Below are 16,676 nucleotides of genomic sequence, written 5' to 3' on the forward strand. Positions count from 1 at the left end.
CACCTCGATGTCGGCTCGTCGCATCCTGGGGCTGGAGTAGGTCCCAAGGGTTGGGCTGTTCGCCCATTAAAGCGGCACGCGAGCTGGGTTTAGAACGTCGTGAGACAGTTCGGTCTCTATCCGCCGCGCGCGTTAGAAACTTGAGGAAGGCTGTCCCTAGTACGAGAGGACCGGGACGGACGAACCTCTGGTATGCCAGTTGTTCCACCAGGAGCACCGCTGGTTAGCTACGTTCGGAAGGGATAACCGCTGAAAGCATCTAAGCGGGAAGCCCGTTCCAAGATAAGGTTTCTCCCACCACAGAGTGGATAAGGCCCCCCACAGACCATGGGGTTGATAGGCCAGAACTGGAAGCCCAGCAATGGGTGCAGGTGACTGGTACTAAACGGCCGAAGACTTACCACAAAACACATCAAAAAAACAAAAACCGCGTCCACTATGCAACCCTGAAACAACACACACGTGAAAACCGAAAATTTCACTGTGCAGAATTTCATAGAGTTACGGCGGCCACAGCGACAGGGAAACGCCCGGACCCATCCCGAACCCGGAAGCTAAGCCAGTCAGCGCCGATGGTACTGCACCCGACAGAGTGTGGGAGAGTAGGACACCGCCGAACACAATTTGACGAGGGGCGAGAACCAATTGCGGTTCTCGCCCCTCGTTGCATTTGCGTGAATTGAGCGTGTAGAAATTCAGGCATTTTCGGCGAATTTCGACCGAACAACAAAACACTCAATCTCGATTAAGGCAATCAGGAAAGCGGCGCGGTAATAGGCATCGCCAGCCGGGTTTCCGCGTCACGGCCGCGCAGCACCTTCGACTCACCGATCCGCCAGTTGCTGGCCTCCGCATGATCGGCAGCTTCCACTGCGGGACCAGAGGCGAGCAGATGCCCAGGCACCGTCTTGGCCAACTCGCACAAGCGCGCGGCTTCGTTGATCGGATCCCCAATGACGGTGTATTCGAAGCGGTTTCGAGAACCGATGTTGCCGGCTACGGCCACCCCGTAGGACACGCCGATGGCGGCGGTGCAATCCGGAACCTCGCTCGGCAGCCGAGAATTGACCGCGCGCGCAGCGGCCAAGACGCTGCCCGCCTCGTCGGCCAGATCGACCGGAGCGCCAAAGATCGCCAAAGCCGCGTCGCCTTCGAATTTGTTGATAATTCCGCCGAAGCGCTCGACCTCTTCGACCACGACGTTGAACATCCGGTTCAACAGGTCCACCACTTCCTGCGGTGGCCGGGAGAACGCGATCTTCGTCGAGCCGACAATGTCGATGAAGAAGACTCCGACGGTGCGTTCCTCGCCGCCGAGTTCCGGATTTCGCAGCATCGCCGCCTCGGCGACGTCGCGACCGACATGGAGGCCGAAGAGTTCGCGGATGCGTTCGCGCTCGCGCAATCCCTCCACCATGCGATTGAAACCGCTCTGGAGTTCACCAAGCTCGGTTCCGTCGTAGACGACGACAAACGGATCCGGCTCATTGCGTTCGAGCCGCTCCATGGCATTGATGAGGGACAGCAGGGGATCGACGGTGGCGCGCCCCCCGAGGACCGTGAGCAACGCGCCGAAAATGAGCGTCAGCGTCCCGATGGCCAGGATCGACGTCGCGAGTTGGGTGGCGGTGACCGGATGGGTGAAGTAAAAGACGGCGATAATGAGCAACCCGGTGACGGGAAGTCCGCTGCCGAGCATCCAGGCAATGATGGCACGCCGTCGAACGCCGTTGAGTCGCATCCTTTTCGGGTCGCCGGCCTCGAGCACGCGGGCTGCGATCGGGCGCAACGCGAACTCACTGAGTACATAGCTCAGTGCCGCAACGGCCGCACCTACGAACAAAATTGTCAGTACCACCATGCCTACCGATGCGGGGTTGACCGCACCCGCCGCGGCGCCGAGAACGATTGCTCCGGTCCCCCAGAGGATGAGGAGCATGACCGTGAGCCGCCAGGGCAACGCAAGCGCTGCGACCTGTTCAGCAGTAGTCGGTACGCGTTCCTCCTGAGCCCAACGCAGCCATTTGAGTGCCGACACGGTCGCCCAGGCGATTCCCAGCGTCACGGCGATCACCATGTATGCCGGGAAAACGACGTACCGGACCGTCGCGTACTCGGGGGTGAAGAGGTCAGGACCCGGAACCACCCAGGCGAGCAGCACGAGTGCGATGCAAACCCCGCCGATATTCGCAACGAGCAACAGGGCGGTGAGCAGAATTTGCACACGCAGACGCAGCTGATGTTGTGACTGAGCCGGCTCGCCGAGGAGCGGAGAGCCGAGCGGAGTATCGGCGCGATGGAAGAGTCTGGTCCGCTGCAGCATGGTCGTTCGAGAATATGCAGAGCGGGCTCCTTTAGGGTGTGAACCGTGCGTCTTGTGATAGCCGAATGCCAGGTTGACTACGTCGGACGATTGACCGCGCATCTCCCGATGGCCCGTCGTTTGGTCATGGTCAAGTCGGATGGTTCCGTGTTGGTGCACTCCGACGGCGGTTCCTACAAGCCGCTGAACTGGATGTCGCCGCCGTGCACGTTGACCGAGCACGAGGACGAGTCGGCGACCCGCTGGGTCGTCGTCAACAAGGCAGGCGAGGAGCTGCGGATCACCTTCGCCGATATCGAACACGACAGTAAGCACGATCTCGGGGTCGACCCGGGGCTCGTCAAGGACGGTGTCGAGGCGCACCTACAGGCACTCCTTGCCGAGCATGTGGAGACGCTGGGCCAGGGATACACGCTGGTCCGGCGCGAGTACCCGACCGCGATCGGGCCGGTTGATCTACTATGCCGCGATTCCGCCGGGGCGAGCGTTGCGGTCGAAATCAAGCGGCGCGGCGAGATCGACGGCGTCGAGCAGTTGACCCGCTACCTCGAGCTGCTCAATCGCGATCCATTGTTGGCGCCGGTGAGCGGTGTCTTCGCTGCCCAGCAGATCAAGCCGCAGGCCCGGGTGCTGGCAACCGACCGCGGAATCCGTTGCCTCACGCTGGACTACGACGCGCTTCGGGGAGCCGACAGCAACGAGTTTCGGCTCTTCTGAGGCGAGCGACGTGCCACGCCGAAAGCCGAAATCACCGCAGCGCCGGGTGCCGCCGGTGTACGGCGAGGCAAGCATGCGCCGAGTCGAGGCTGATGCCGACGGTGCGTCGTACATCGTCCGTACGGTGCCGTCGGCGCGCGCGGTGAAGACCTATCGCTGCCCTGGCTGCGATCACGAGATTCGTCCGGGTGTCGCGCACGTGGTCGCGTGGGAATCCGGCGCCGACGGCGAGGATCGTCGCCACTGGCACTCCGGCTGCTGGTCCGGTAGGCAAACCCGCGGAATCACGCGGCGTTGGTCGTAACCGGCTTCCGGCCAAACTCAGCCGGCGACGGTCGCGTGCTGCTTCGGCAATTTGGCCGTCTTGGCCTCCGAAGCGGGTGCGACGTCGGAGTTGTCCGTCGTCGGCGCTTCGGTGGCGGGCTCGGTGGCCGCAGATGCGTCGAGCAGGTCGGACTCTCGTTCCACTGCCTCGAGCATGGTGGGGACCGAATCGAGCTGGCCGCGGACGTCGAGCAACTGGTTGAGTACCCGCCCGCGCAGCACGCGCAGCTCCTCGGCGAGTTCCTTGGCATGCGCAATCCGCCGATCAGCGAGTTGCGTTGCCGCTTGCACCCGCCGGTTCGCTTCCTCGGTCGCATCCCGGAGCCGCTTCGCGGCCTCGGCCTTACTCGTGGTCTCGAGTTCCTCGAGCGCACGCGTCAGCTTCGTGCGCCGGTCACCCATGGTCATCTCGAAGTCTTCTTGGGTCGCCTTGCGCTTGGCTTCGGCTTCGGTGGCCAGGCGCTGCGCCTCGGCCCGGGCGGCCTCGACGATGCGTGCCGCCTCGGCGCGCGCGCTGCTCATCGTCTGTTCGAACTCTATTTCCAGAGCCTTGCGACGTTCCTGCAGTTCGGCGAGCTCGTCGGAGTGCTTTTGCCGAAGTTGCGCGGCATCCTGCTCGGCAATCGAGGTGACCTCGGCGGCCTCCGCATGCGCTCGTGCGCGGATCTCCGATGCCTCGTCGGATGCGAGCCGCAGCATCTTCGAGATCCGGTCGCTCATGCCCTCCGCCGTGGTGGGAGGCACCGAAAGCCGGTCAACCTCCTTGCGGAGCTCATCGATCTCATCGCGCGCGTCTTCGAGCTGGTTGGCCAGGTTGCGCGCCTGGGCAGCGGCCGCGTCCCGGTCGGTGGCGGTCATCCGCAACTCGGCGTCGAAGCGCTCGAAGTAGTTGCTCACCTCGAGCCGGTCATACCCTCGCCGCACAACGGTGAACGGAAGGGAAGGAGTGCGTCGATCGTGCTCGTTGACCATAGGGTTCAAACTACCGTCCCGTAGCCGATGGTGTCGCGGTTGAAACCGCGGCCCAGCTCAGTGCTGTGGATCGGCAGCCGGCTCGACCAGTTCCACGAGAACCCCGCCGGCATCCTTGGGATGGATGAAGTTGATGCGCGAGTTTGCGGTTCCGCGCCGCGGCTGTTCGTAAAGCAGTCGGACGCCGCGTCCGCGCAGGATCTCGGAAACGGCGGCAATGTCGGTGACACGGTAGGCGAGTTGCTGCAGACCTGGGCCGTTGCGATCGAGGAACTTGGCAATCGTCGACTCCGGGGTCAGCGGTGCCAGCACCTGCAGCGCGGTGTCGCTGCCGGGAAAGCCGAGCATCGCCTCGTGGACGCCCTGGCTTTCGTTGATCTCGCGGTGGGTCTCGACCATGCCGAGGTTTTCGGCATACCAGGCGACGGCCGCATCAAGGTCTGCGACGGCGACGCCGACGTGATCGACGGTAGTGACGAGATGTGGCGGCATCGCGGTAGCGCTGTTCGCCGGGCTGGGTTGGGTCATAGCAAAAAGGTAGCGCTACCGTGGAAGGGGATTTCGCCGGGATGCGCTTCGATTCCGGTTTGGGCTTATTTTGCGGAGGACAACGTGACTGCTGGCGGCACTGCACACACTTCGGTCATCGTCTCCGGTGCGCGCACTCCCGTCGGGCGCCTGTTGGGCGGTTTGAAGGACTTTTCGGGATCTGACCTCGGCGGCATCGCCATCAAGGCCGCGCTGGAAAAGGGCGGGGTCTCGCCGGATCAGGTCGAGTACGTGATCATGGGCCAGGTTCTCACCGCGGGCGCCGGCCAGATACCCGCGCGTCAGGCCGCGGTGGCCGCCGGGATCTCGATGAACGTCCCGGCGCTGACCATCAACAAGGTGTGTCTGTCGGGCGTGGATGCGATAGCGCTGGCCGACCAGTTGATCCGGGCCGGCGAGTTCGAGGTGGTCGTCGCCGGTGGCCAGGAATCGATGAGCCAGGCGCCGCACCTGCTCGAGAAGAGTCGTGAGGGCTTCAAGTACGGCGATGTCACCATGCGTGACCACATGGCCTACGACGGTCTCTATGACATCTTCACCGACCAGGCGATGGGCAGCCTCACCGAGCAGCGCAACCAGCAGGATCCGATCAGCCGCGAGGATCAGGACGCTTTCGCCGCGGCGTCGCATCAGCGAGCTGCGCAGGCCTGGAAGAACGGCGTGTTCGATGACGAGGTGGTCCCGGTATCGGTGCCGCAACGCAAGGGTGACCCGATAGTGGTCTCCACCGACGAGGGCGTTCGTGCCGACACCTCGGTCGAGTCGCTGTCCAAGCTGCGTCCGGCGTTTGCCAAGGACGGCACCGTCACAGCGGGTTCGGCGTCGCAGATTTCCGACGGCGCCGCGGCGGTCGTGGTGATGAGCAAGGCGAAAGCCGAGGAATTGGGCCTGTCCTGGATCGCGGAAATCGGCGCGCACGGGGTGGTCGCCGGACCGGACTCGACCCTGCAGTCGCAGCCGGCTCGTGCGATCGTGAAGGCGTGCGAGCGCGACGGTATCGCGCCCAAGGATCTTGACGTGGTGGAGATCAACGAGGCGTTCGCCGCGGTGGGTATCGCATCGACCCGTGAACTCGGCCTGGACCCGGAGCGGGTGAACGTGAATGGCGGTGCCATCGCGATCGGGCACCCGCTGGGGATGTCGGGCGCGCGCATTGCCTTGCACCTTGCGCTCGAGCTGAAGCGGCGGGGCGGCGGAGTCGGTGCGGCGGCGCTGTGTGGCGGCGGCGGTCAGGGCGACGCGTTGATCTTGCGCGTGCCGCAGCAGGCGTGACCAATCCAACTACGTGTTGTCGTAGATCTCGGGCACAATGAAGGTCATGCGCAACTTCCTGGACCTGTCCACTCCTGCCAAGCGATTCCGGCTCGTCGCCTACTGGGAGGCGGTGACGTGGGCGGCGTTGCTCGTCGCGATGTACTTCAAGTGGGTGCTCGGCCATACCGAAGCGGTGCAGATTCCAGGCATGGTGCATGGCGTGGCCGGGTTCATCTTGTTCGTCGTGGTGGCGCTGGTGACCGCGAAGCAGCTGTCCTGGGATCTCAAAACGACTCTGCTCGCACTGATTTCCAGCGTGCCGCCGTTCGGCACGATCGTTTTCGAGATCTGGGCGGTGCGCACCGGAAAGCTCGCGGAGCTCTCTGCCGCCGCAGCCAATGAGCCGGCCCTCGCCCAGCCGTGACAAACTTGGACTTGTGACACGACCTTCCCGTTCCGCTCGTCCGTCGCCCGCGATGGCTGCCGCGATGTCGGGCGCCGTCGATTTGTCCGGGCTGAAGCAACGCGCTGAAGCCAAGGCTTCCTCGCCCGCCGATGGTGCCGGCGCCGGCGCTGCCGTGGTGACGGTCACCGAAGAGAACTTCGAGGCGCAGGTACTCGAACGCTCGATGGAAGTGCCCGTGGTGGTCGCGCTCGCGTCGGCCCGCTCGGAGGCGAGTCTTGCGTTGCAGGACTCCCTGGCGCGGTTGGCCGAGCACGACAACGGAACATGGGTGCTGGCCAAGGTCGAGGTCGATTCCAACATTCGGATCGCCCAGATCTTCGGTGTCCAGGCCATTCCCACGGTGATCGCCATTGCGGGCGGCCAGCCGTTGACCGACTTCCAGGGCGTACAGCCGGAGGAGCAACTGCGGCAGTGGATCGACGCGATCCTGCGGGCAGTTGAAGGCAAACTCACCGGGCCCAGGCAAGCAGCGCCGCAGCAGGCGCCGGAGGATCCGCGATTCGCCGCGGCTGAAGAAGCACTCGACGCGGGTGACTTCGACCGTGCCGCAGCCGCCTACCAGGAGATCCTCAACGCCGAACCGGCCAACGCGCAGGCGAAGGCGGCATTGCGGCAGGTGCAGTTCTATGCCCGTGCCAGCGCGATCGATCCGGACGCGATTTCCACCGCCGATGCCGATCCGGCAAACGTGGCCGCGCAACTGGCCGCGGCGGACGCGGAGGTATTCGCGCAGCAACCCGAGGCAGCCTTCGACCGGCTGATTCAGACCGTCAAGCGCACTGCGGGCGACGACCGCACGCAGGTCCGCACCCGACTGCTGGAACTGTTCGAGCTTTTCGATACGGCCGAACCAGTCGTCGTGGCCGCCCGGCGGAAGCTGGCCACCGCGCTCTATTGACGGCTATTCCGGCCGCAGCCAGATCGCGCCGCGGGCGGGTAGGGCAACCGGCGCCGAGGCCGGGCGGCCGTGCCAAGGCTCTTCGGTGGCGGTGACCGCACCGAGATTGCCGACGTCGGATCCGCCATACAGCGCCGCGTCGGTGTTGAGCACCTCCACCCAGCGGCCCGCGTGGGGAAGCCCGACCCGGTAGCTGCCGTGCACCGAACCGGAGAAGTTGTACAGGCACGCGATGACCGAGCCGTCGGCGCCGAAACGCAGGAAGCTCACCACGTTGTTGGCCGAATCGTTGGCGTCGATCCAGGAGTAGCCGCCCGGGGATGTGTCCAGCGTCCACAGCGCCGGAACCGCGCGGTAGGTGGCGTTGAGATCGCACAGCAACTTGCGCACACCCCGATGCAGGCCCGAGCCGTCGTCCAGTAGATCCCAGTCCAGGCCGCGCTCCTCCGACCATTCGCGGACCTGCCCGAATTCCTGGCCCATGAAGAGCAGTTGCTTACCCGGATGGGCCCACATGTAGGCGAGCAGGCTGCGCAGCCCAGCGGCCTTGTCGAAATCCGAACCCGGCATCCGGGTCCACAACGTTCCTTTCCCATGCACGACCTCGTCGTGACTGATGGGCAGCACGTAGTTCTCGCTCCAGGCATACATCAGCGAGAAGGTGATCTCGTTGTGGTGATACGAGCGGTGTATCGGGTCCCGGCTGAGGTAGTCGAGCGTGTCATGCATCCAGCCCATGTTCCACTTCATGTTGAAGCCGAGGCCGCCGACCGAGGTCGCGCGGGTGACGCCGGGCCAGGCCGTGGATTCCTCGGCAACGGTGACGACCCCGCGATGGGTCTTGTGCACGGTCGCGTTCATTTCCTGCAGGAACGCGACGGCCTCCAGATTCTCCCGGCCACCGTAGATGTTCGGTGTCCATCCGCCGGGCGGGCGTGAGTAGTCGAGGTAGAGCATCGAGGCGACCGCGTCGACGCGCAGGCCATCGATGTGGAATTCATCGAGCCAGTACAGCGCGTTGGCCACCAAGAAGTTGCGCACTTCGCGTCGGCCGAAATCGAAAACGTAGGTGCCCCAGTCGAGTTGCTCTCCACGGCGCGGGTCGGCGTGTTCGTAGAGCGGTCCGCCGTCGAACCGGGCCAGCGCCCACTCGTCCTTCGGGAAATGCGCCGGCACCCAGTCGACGATCACGCCGATTCCGCGCGAATGCAGATGGTCGACGAACGCGCGGAAGTCGTCGGGCGTGCCGAACCGCGCAGTGGGTGCGTAGTACGAGCTGACCTGATATCCCCAGGAACCGCCGAACGGGTGCTCGGCCACGGGCAGCAATTCGAGGTGGGTGAAGCCGCACTCCTGCACGTAGTCGGCGAGCTGGGTAGCGAGCTCGCGGTAGCCGAGTCCAGCGCGCCAGGAGCCGAGGTGCACCTCGTAAACGCTCATCGGCGCCTCGGACGGCTCGATCTGTTCGCGGCGCTCCAGCCAGGCCTGGTCGGCCCAGGTGTGGCTGCTCGCCGTCACCACCGAAGCGTTCGCCGGAGGTACCTCGGTCTGAAACGCCATGGGGTCGGCCTTGTCGCGAACCACCCCGTCGCTGCCGTGGATGCGGAACTTGTAGAGCGTGCCCGGTCCGACATCGGGCACGAAGAGCTCCCAGACGCCCGAAGAGCCGACCGCGCGCATCGGCGTGCGCTCCCCGGTCCAGAAGTCGAAGGTGCCGATCACGGAAACACCGCGGGCATTGGGCGCCCACACCGCAAACGACGTCCCGGTGACCTCGCCGTCAGGCGTCTGATAGCTGCGCGGATGCGCGCCGAGTATGTCCCATAGCCGCTCGTGCCGCCCCTCGGCGAACAGGTGCAGGTCGAGTTCGCCGAGCGTGGGCAGGAAACGATAGCCGTCAGCGGTGACGATGGTGTCGCCGTCCGGGTACTGGACCACCAGTCGGTAATCGGCGAGGTCGGCGATCGGGATCAGCGCGCTGAACAGCCCGCCGAGGGTCTCGCCGCGCACCGGATGCAACGGGTAGTCGACCCCGCCGACCCGGGCATGTACCGATTCGGCATGCGGTCGCAGCGCACGGATGACCGTGCCTTTGGCGTGCGGATGCGCTCCGAGTACGGAATGCGGGTCGTGATGTTCGCCGGCCGCGAGCAGTTCGATGTCCTTCTTGCTCGGCGCGATCGTGCGCGTCTTGCCCGGACTCATTGCTGCGACCCCCGATACGCTTGCTCGATTCGCCTCGGCTGCGCGACCACCGGCAGCGCGAGGATGTGCGCGCACGCTTTCCACGGCTCGAGCCGCACATAATTCGCCTGGGCCCAGTGGTAATCCTCGCCGCTGACTTCGTCGTGGACGGTGAAGTGCGCTTGCCAGTCGTGGCCGATCGCCGGCATGTCCAGCCAGATGGTGCCGTCCTCGGCGCCATACGGGTTGAGGTTGATGACCACCAGCACCGTGTCGCCCGTGGCGGGATCGAGCTTGGAAAAACCGATGAGCGCGTCGTTGTCGATGTGATGGAAGTGAATATTGCGCAACTGCTGCAACGCGGGATGTGCCCGGCGAATCTCATTGAGCCGGGTGATCCAGGGTTCCAGCGACTCGCCCCGTGCCCTGGCCTCGGCGTAATCACGCGGGCGCAGTTCGTACTTCTCGGAATCGAGATACTCCTCGCTTCCCGGTCTGAGCGCGACGTGCTCGAACAACTCGTAGCCCGAATACACGCCCCAGGACGGCGAGAACGTCGCCGCGAGGGCCGCGCGCAACGCGAACATTCCCGGGCCACCGTGCTGCAGCGTCTCGTGCAGGATGTCGGGTGTGTTGACGAAGAGGTTCGGCCGTGCTTCATCGGCCTTGGCCGCTATCTCGCGGCCGAACTCCTCGAGCTCCCACTTGGCGACGCGCCAGGTGAAGTAGGTGTAGGACTGGCTGAACCCGCGCCGGGCCAAGCCGTATAGCCGCGCCGGGCGGGTGAACGCTTCGGACAGGAAAATCACATCCGGGTCGGTGGTCCGCACCTCGGCAAGGAGTCGCTCCCAAAAGTTCGGCGGTTTGGTGTGGGGATTGTCGACGCGAAAGATCTTGACGTCCAGGCTGATCCAATGCCGAATGACGTCGAGCACCGCGTGATAGATCCCGTCGGGATCGTTGTCGAAGTTCACCGGATAGATGTCCTGGTACTTCTTCGGCGGGTTCTCCGCGTAGGCGATCGTGCCGTCGGGGAGGACCGTGAACCATTCCGGGTGCTCTCGCGCCCACGGGTGGTCCGGCGCGCATTGCAGAGCAAGGTCGAGCGCCACCTCTAGCTTGAGTTCGGCGGCGGCTTTGACAAACGCTCGAAAGTCCGCCTCGGTGCCGAGCTGGGGATGGATGGCGTCGTGCCCGCCCTCGTCGGAACCGATCGCCCACGGCGAGCCGACATCGCCGGGTGCGGCCGCCAGCGAATTGTTGGGCCCCTTGCGGTTGACCTTGCCGATCGGATGGATCGGCGGCAGGTAGACCACATCGAAGCCCATCCCGGCGATGCGCGGCAGGTCCGCGGCAGCGGTGGCGAAGGTGCCGTGGCGAGGTTTGCCGTCGTCACCCCAGCCGCCGGTCGAACGGGGAAAGAATTCATACCAGGACCCGAATAGGGCTCGCCGCCGTTCGACGAAAATCGCGTGCGGCGGCGAGGCGGTGACCAGGTCACGCACCGGATGAATGCGCAGCAACTCGGCCACTTCGGTGGAAAATGCGGGAGCCACTCTTCCCGGCAATTGGCGTCTGCTGCGCAGGGCTTTGGCCGCCTCACTCAGTCGTCCGCGCTCGACTGCGGGCATGCCCTCGGCGGCACGATCGAACAGCCGGGCGCCGATTTCCAGGTCGTTTCGCAGGTCGGCGGCAGATTGCCCGGCGGCCAGCTTGGCTTCCACAGCGCTGCGCCACGTGGCGATCGGATCGCCCCAACCTTCGATGCAGAACGTCCAATCGCCCTCGCAGGTCGGAGTGAAGACCGCGTTGAACACGTCGGGTTCGACGTCCGGTTCCATCCGGATCCGCGCTGGCTCGCCTGCCGGCGGTTGAACGACGAGCGTGGCGGCCACCGCCTCGTGACCTTCGCGCCACACCACCGCTCGGATCGGAAAGACCTCGCCTACCACCGCTTTGGCGGCACGACCGTCCGCCTGGGTGGGCCACACATCGTCGATGGCGATGCGACCTGTCACTCGCAATGCTCCGTTCCGCCTCGAGTGTCAATTGGTGTCAACCGTAATCGAGGCGACGTCGGTTCGCCCTGCTGCAGGCTTTCCAGATCGGGTCGGAACCAAACAACTGCGGTGACCGCTTCTGCTGCCGCAAGCGCGGTGCTCCACTAGGGTTGGCGTGCGTGAAGGCTTTGCGTCGGTTCACGGTTCGGGCACATTTGCCGCCTCGATTGGGTGCGCTTACCACGCTGGCCACCAATTTGCGATGGTCCTGGCATGCGCCGACGCAGGATTTGTTCGCAGCGATCGATCCGGTGCGGTGGGCCGAGATAGGCCACGATCCGGTCCGGCTGCTCGGTGAGGTGCCCGCCGCCCGGCTCGACGAACTCGCCGCGGATTCGGATTTTGTGGCCCGGGTCGATGCCGCCGCAGCCGACCTCGAGCATTACCTGACGCGTCCGCACTGGTTTCAGCGCCAGGCGGAATCCGGTACCCGCGTGCCGAACGGCATCGCCTACTTCTCGATGGAATTCGGCGTGACCGAGGTGCTGCCGAACTATTCAGGCGGCTTGGGTATCTTGGCCGGTGATCATCTGAAGGCGGCCTCCGACCTTGGGTTGCCGCTGATCGGCGTCGGGTTGCTGTATCGATCCGGCTACTTTCGCCAGGCGTTGACCGCGGATGGCTGGCAGACCGAGCACTATCCGGCGCTGGATCCGCAGGGCTTGCCGCTGCGGCTCTTGACCGAGGGCTCGGCGCCGGTGCTCGTTCACCTGGCGATGCCCGACGATCGGGTGCTGCGTGCGCGCGTCTGGATCGCGCAGGTGGGCCGGGTGCCACTGCTGTTGCTCGACTCCGACATCGCCGAGAACGACCCGGAGATGCGCGGGGTGACCGACCGGCTCTACGGCGGCGATCAAGACCATCGCATCAAGCAGGAAATTCTCGCCGGAATCGGCGGTGTGCGGGCCGTGCGCGCCTTCACCCGAGCTACCGGCCTGCCCGACCCGGAGGTTTTTCACACCAATGAGGGGCATGCCGGTTTCCTTGGCCTGGAACGCATTCGGGAGTTGATAGCGGACCGGGGCGTGGACTTCGACACCGCCCTGGCGGCAGTGCGCGCCGGTACTGTGTTCACCACCCACACACCGGTGCCAGCCGGGATCGACAGGTTTCCCGCGGACTTGGTGCGGCACTACTTCGGCGACGAGGGCGAATCCGATTCCCGCTTGCTGCCCGGGATCAGCGTCGACCGCGTTGTGGCGCTGGGCCGCGAGTCCGATCCCACGCTGTTCAACATGGCGAACATGGGTTTACGGCTCGCCCAGCGCGCGAACGGCGTGTCGAAGCTGCACGGCGAGGTCAGCCGGGAGATGTTCGCGCCGCTGTGGCCGGGTTTCGACGCCGACGAGGTGCCCATCGGTTCGATCACCAACGGTGTGCACGCTCCGACGTGGGCCGCGCGTGAGTGGTTCGACCGTGCCCGGGCGTTGATCGGCGCATCGCTGGTCGAGGAGGCCCGCGGCTGGGAGCGGTTGCACGACATCGACCCGGTCGAGTTGTGGCAGGTCCGAAACGACTTGCGGGCCAAACTCGTCGGTGAGATCCGGCGCCGGGTTCGCGCGTCGTGGCTGGAGCGCGGCGCCAGCGCCGCGGAGTTGGGCTGGACCGAGGAAATCTTCGACCCGGCAGTGTTGACTGTCGGTTTCGCCCGGCGCGTGCCCACCTACAAGCGGCTGACATTGATGCTGCGCGACCCGAATCGGTTGCGGTCGCTTTTGTTGGACCCGCAGCGGCCGATTCAATTGGTGGTCGCGGGCAAGAGCCACCCGGCCGACGATGGCGGAAAGGCCTTGATACAGCAGGTAGTTCGGTTCGCCGACGCGGAGGACGTGCGGCACCGCATCGTGTTTCTGCCCGACTACGACATGTCCATGGCCCGCTACCTCTACTGGGGCTGCGACGTCTGGCTCAACAACCCGCTGCGTCCGCTGGAGGCCTGCGGGACATCGGGCATGAAGGCAGCGTTGAACGGCGGGCTGAACCTGTCGATCCGCGACGGCTGGTGGGACGAGATGTACGACGGCGAAAACGGTTGGGCGATACCGACTGCCGACGGCGTCATCGATGAGCACCGCCGTGACGACCTCGAGGCAGCGGCACTGTACGACCTGGTGGCCAAGTCGGTGGCACCGCGCTTCTACGACCGCGACGCGGACGGTATTCCGACGCACTGGGTCGAGATGGTCCGCCACACCCTGGAAACGCTCGGGCCAAAGGTGTTGGCCTCGAGGATGGTTCGTGATTATGCGGTGCGCTATTACCTGCCGGCCGCAGCCACGGCCGCGACGGTGTGTGCGAACGACCTCGTCGGTGCCCGTGCGGTCGCCGAATACCGGCGACGCGTCGAAACCGCCTGGCCAGCGGTGGCTGTCACCCGCGTCGACAGCGCGGGGTTGCCGGACACGCCGGTCATCGGCGCAAAGCTGTCGCTGCAGGCATATGTGCGACTCGGCGGGCTGAGCCCGGATGATGTTGTGGTGCAGGCAGTTCTCGGGAGGGTGTCGGCGAGTGACGACCTTTCGGAGAAGTCGACGGTGATGATGCGGTACGTCGGAAACGAGGCCGAAGGCGCGGTCTATGAGGTCGTCACGCCGGTGCCGCTGTCCGGTGCGGTGGGATACACGGTGCGAGTGCTGCCGCACAACGCGTTGCTCGCCAGTGACGCGGAGTTGGGACTGGTCGCGCTGCCGGGCCGGTAATCACTGTATATCCCCGCTGATCACGACCGTATGGCTCAAAATCACGCCCGAAACGCGACCATTCGATCGTGATCAGCGAGTAGGCGGGAGGCGAATAGGCGGGAGGCGAGGAGGCGGGAGGCGAATAGGCGGGAGGCGAGGAGGCGGGAGGCGAGTACGCGGGAGGCGAGTAGGCGGGAGGTCAACCCGCCGCGGCTGCCAAGCGCTGCAACGCATTCCGCACGACCGCCGGATCGGTTGTCGGCCAGTACGGCGGCAGCGACGCCCGCAGGTAGCCGCCGTAGCGGGCCGTGGCCAGCCTCGAATCGAGCACTGCGATTACGCCTCGGTCATCGACAGAGCGCAGCAGTCGCCCGGTGCCCTGGGCGAGCAGCAGCGCAGCATGGCTGGCGGCGACGGTCATGAAGCCGTTGCCGCCGCGCGATTCGACCGCCCGCTGCCGCGCGACAAAAAGCGGATCGTCTGGCCGCGGGAAGGGAATCCGGTCGAGGATCACCAGACTCAACGACGGTCCGGGCACGTCGACGCCCTGCCACAGGGACAGGGTGCCGAACAGCGAGGCGGAATGGTCCGCGGCGAACTTCGCCACCAGGGCGCCCGTCGCATCGTCGCCCTGACAGAACAACGGTGTGTCGAGTCGTTCGCGTAGTGCGTCGGTCGCAGCGCGCGCCGCGCGCATCGAAGAGAACAGGCCAAGTGTGCGGCCACCCGCAGCGGCGATGAGTTCGGCAATCTCGTCCAGATAGCTGGGCGGCAGACCATCCCGCCCGGGCGCGGGCAAATGCTTTGCGACGTAGAGAATTCCGGACTTCGCATGGTCGAACGGCGAGCCGACGTCGAGCGCGCTCCACCGCGCGGTCGAGTCATCGGACGGCGCCTCGATTTCGGTGGCAGTGCTCGTATCGGCGCGGCCGGGGGACTGCGGCGGCAGGCCCCAGGTCATGGCCAGACCGTCGAACGACCCGCCGATCTGCAGCGTCGCCGAGGTGAGCACCACCGTTGCCGTGCCAAACAGTCTCGACCGCAACAACCCGCCCACCGAGAGCGGCGCCATCCGCAACACCCGGCGGGCGGACCCGCGGTTGTCTTCCAATGCCAGCCAGACCACGTCGTGCCGCTTGGCCGGATCGGGTTCGTCGAATGCGGTGAGCGCGCGCACGGCGGTGTCATGCACCTCGTCGATCGCCGCTAACGCGGTAGCACGGGCCGCCGCGGCGTCGGGATCAGCGGCGGCCTGGCCCGGTCGCGACGGCGCCAGCGCCGTCCGGATGTTGCATGCGGAGTCGCGCAGCAACGCGAGAACGGCAGCGGCGCCGTCGGGCAGGTGCTCCCAGCGTCCTACCGGAAGATCATCGACCAGAGCTGCCCACGCCTCCGACGCACCCTCGAGCCGGTCCAGGTCTTCCTCCTCGACCAACTTCACGCAGCGCCGGGCGGCAGCGGAGATCGCCGCCGCGGAGAGCTCGGCCGTCGCGACGCCGGTGACCCGGTCGACCAGTTCGTGCGCCTCGTCGACGATCACGACGTCGTGTTCGGGCAGCACCGAGATGCCGGTGATGGCGTCGATGGCGAGCAACGCGTGGTTGGTGACCACCACGTCGGCCTTGGCGCCTCGAGCCCGGGCGCGTTCGGCGAAGCATTCTTCGCCCATCGGGCAACGCGACTTGCCGAGGCACTCGCGGGAGCTGACGCTCACCTGCCGCCAGGCGCGATCCGTGACGCCGGGTACCACGTCGTCACGATCGCCGGTCAGCGTTTCATCCGCCCAGCGGTGCAGCCGCTGAACCTCGCGGCCAAGCCTCGACACCGCAAACGGGTCGAAGAGTTCGGCGTCGGCCGGTTCCTCGGCGACCGTGCTGTTCACCTTGTTCAAGCACAAATAGTTGTTGCGGCCCTTGAGGATCGCGAATTCTGGCCGACGTCCCAGGGCGGGTTCGAGCGCCGTGGCGAGGCGAGGGAGATCACGGTCGATCAACTGCCGCTGCAGAGCGATGGTGGCCGTCGACACCACGACCGTGCGGCCCGTTTCGATGGCATGCCTGATGCCCGGAACCAGGTAGGCGAGCGACTTGCCGGTGCCGGTTCCGGCCTGCACGGCCAGGTGCTCGCCGGCGTCGATCGCGCTGGCGACCGCGGACGCCATCGTGAGTTGATTGGGCCGTTGGGTACCGCCGAGCGCCTGCACCGCAAGCGTCAGCAGCTCGGCAACGCTGGGCAGCTCGGACATCCC

General features: G+C 65.7%; 12 protein-coding genes and 2 rRNA genes. 8 read left to right on the forward strand and 6 right to left on the reverse strand.

The window, feature by feature from the left end:
• Both FOS14_RS23200 and rrf read left to right on the forward strand, forming a co-directional pair.
• Positions 1-405 (forward strand): 23S ribosomal RNA (locus FOS14_RS23200); the annotation flags it as partial.
• 97 nt (positions 406-502) lie between these two features.
• Positions 503-619, forward strand: a 5S ribosomal RNA gene (gene rrf, locus FOS14_RS23205).
• A gap of 135 nt (positions 620-754) precedes the next feature.
• Here the strand turns inward: rrf and FOS14_RS23210 are convergent.
• Entirely contained in the window at positions 755-2,323 is a 1,569-nt protein-coding gene (locus tag FOS14_RS23210; RefSeq protein ID WP_143773232.1) for an adenylate/guanylate cyclase domain-containing protein, read from the reverse strand.
• A 45-nt stretch (positions 2,324-2,368) separates the two neighbouring features.
• On the opposite strand from FOS14_RS23210, the gene nucS reads away from it, so the two are divergent.
• The gene (gene nucS, locus FOS14_RS23215; protein ID WP_143773233.1) at positions 2,369-3,040 is read left to right on the forward strand and encodes an endonuclease NucS; all 672 of its coding nucleotides are present in this window, start codon (positions 2,369-2,371) and stop codon (positions 3,038-3,040) included.
• Positions 3,041-3,050: 10 nt separating this feature from the next.
• Positions 3,051-3,344 (forward strand): hypothetical protein, encoded by a 294-nt coding sequence (locus tag FOS14_RS23220; RefSeq protein ID WP_143773234.1) that lies wholly within the window; start codon positions 3,051-3,053, stop codon positions 3,342-3,344.
• Between the two features lie 17 nt (positions 3,345-3,361).
• Here the strand turns inward: FOS14_RS23220 and FOS14_RS23225 are convergent, their stop codons facing one another.
• Together FOS14_RS23225 and mce are read right to left on the reverse strand one after the other, a co-directional pair.
• Positions 3,362-4,336 carry a hypothetical protein gene (locus FOS14_RS23225; protein WP_143773235.1) on the reverse strand — a complete coding sequence of 325 codons (975 nt, stop codon included), beginning with the start codon at positions 4,334-4,336 and terminating at the stop codon, positions 3,362-3,364.
• A 57-nt stretch (positions 4,337-4,393) separates the two neighbouring features.
• Positions 4,394-4,864 (reverse strand): methylmalonyl-CoA epimerase, encoded by a 471-nt coding sequence (mce, locus tag FOS14_RS23230; protein ID WP_143773236.1) that lies wholly within the window; start codon positions 4,862-4,864, stop codon positions 4,394-4,396.
• An 84-nt stretch (positions 4,865-4,948) separates the two neighbouring features.
• On the opposite strand from mce, the gene FOS14_RS23235 reads away from it, so the two are divergent.
• From FOS14_RS23235 to FOS14_RS23245, 3 genes are read left to right on the forward strand one after another with little or no spacing between them, the layout of a single operon-like run.
• On the forward strand, positions 4,949-6,157 hold the full coding sequence (locus FOS14_RS23235) for an acetyl-CoA C-acetyltransferase (RefSeq protein ID WP_255450549.1): 1,209 nt from the start codon (positions 4,949-4,951) through the stop codon (positions 6,155-6,157).
• Positions 6,158-6,203: 46 nt separating this feature from the next.
• Complete coding sequence (locus tag FOS14_RS23240) at positions 6,204-6,563, forward strand: DUF3817 domain-containing protein (RefSeq protein ID WP_143773238.1); 360 nt, start codon at positions 6,204-6,206, stop codon at positions 6,561-6,563.
• A gap of 52 nt (positions 6,564-6,615) precedes the next feature.
• Positions 6,616-7,503 carry a tetratricopeptide repeat protein gene (locus FOS14_RS23245; RefSeq protein ID WP_143773259.1) on the forward strand — a complete coding sequence of 296 codons (888 nt, stop codon included), beginning with the start codon at positions 6,616-6,618 and terminating at the stop codon, positions 7,501-7,503.
• A gap of 3 nt (positions 7,504-7,506) precedes the next feature.
• Here the strand turns inward: FOS14_RS23245 and glgB are convergent, their stop codons facing one another.
• Entirely contained in the window at positions 7,507-9,708 is a 2,202-nt protein-coding gene (glgB, locus tag FOS14_RS23250) for a 1,4-alpha-glucan branching protein GlgB (RefSeq protein WP_143773239.1), read from the reverse strand.
• On the reverse strand, positions 9,705-11,705 hold the full coding sequence (locus FOS14_RS23255) for an alpha-1,4-glucan--maltose-1-phosphate maltosyltransferase (protein ID WP_143773240.1): 2,001 nt from the start codon (positions 11,703-11,705) through the stop codon (positions 9,705-9,707). Before FOS14_RS23255 ends, glgB begins: the two co-directional genes overlap by 4 nt.
• Before the next feature lie 161 nt (positions 11,706-11,866).
• Between FOS14_RS23255 and glgP the strand changes: the two genes are divergently transcribed.
• A complete protein-coding gene (gene glgP / locus FOS14_RS23260; protein ID WP_185981906.1) occupies positions 11,867-14,446 on the forward strand; it encodes an alpha-glucan family phosphorylase in 2,580 nt (859 codons plus the stop codon).
• A gap of 181 nt (positions 14,447-14,627) precedes the next feature.
• Here glgP and FOS14_RS23265 read toward each other — a convergent pair whose 3' ends face one another.
• Entirely contained in the window at positions 14,628-16,673 is a 2,046-nt protein-coding gene (locus FOS14_RS23265) for an ATP-dependent DNA helicase (protein ID WP_143773241.1), read from the reverse strand.
• Positions 16,674-16,676 lie beyond the last annotated feature (3 nt).

Source organism: Skermania sp. ID1734 (assembly GCF_007489285.1).
GTDB lineage: Bacteria > Actinomycetota > Actinomycetes > Mycobacteriales > Mycobacteriaceae > ID1734.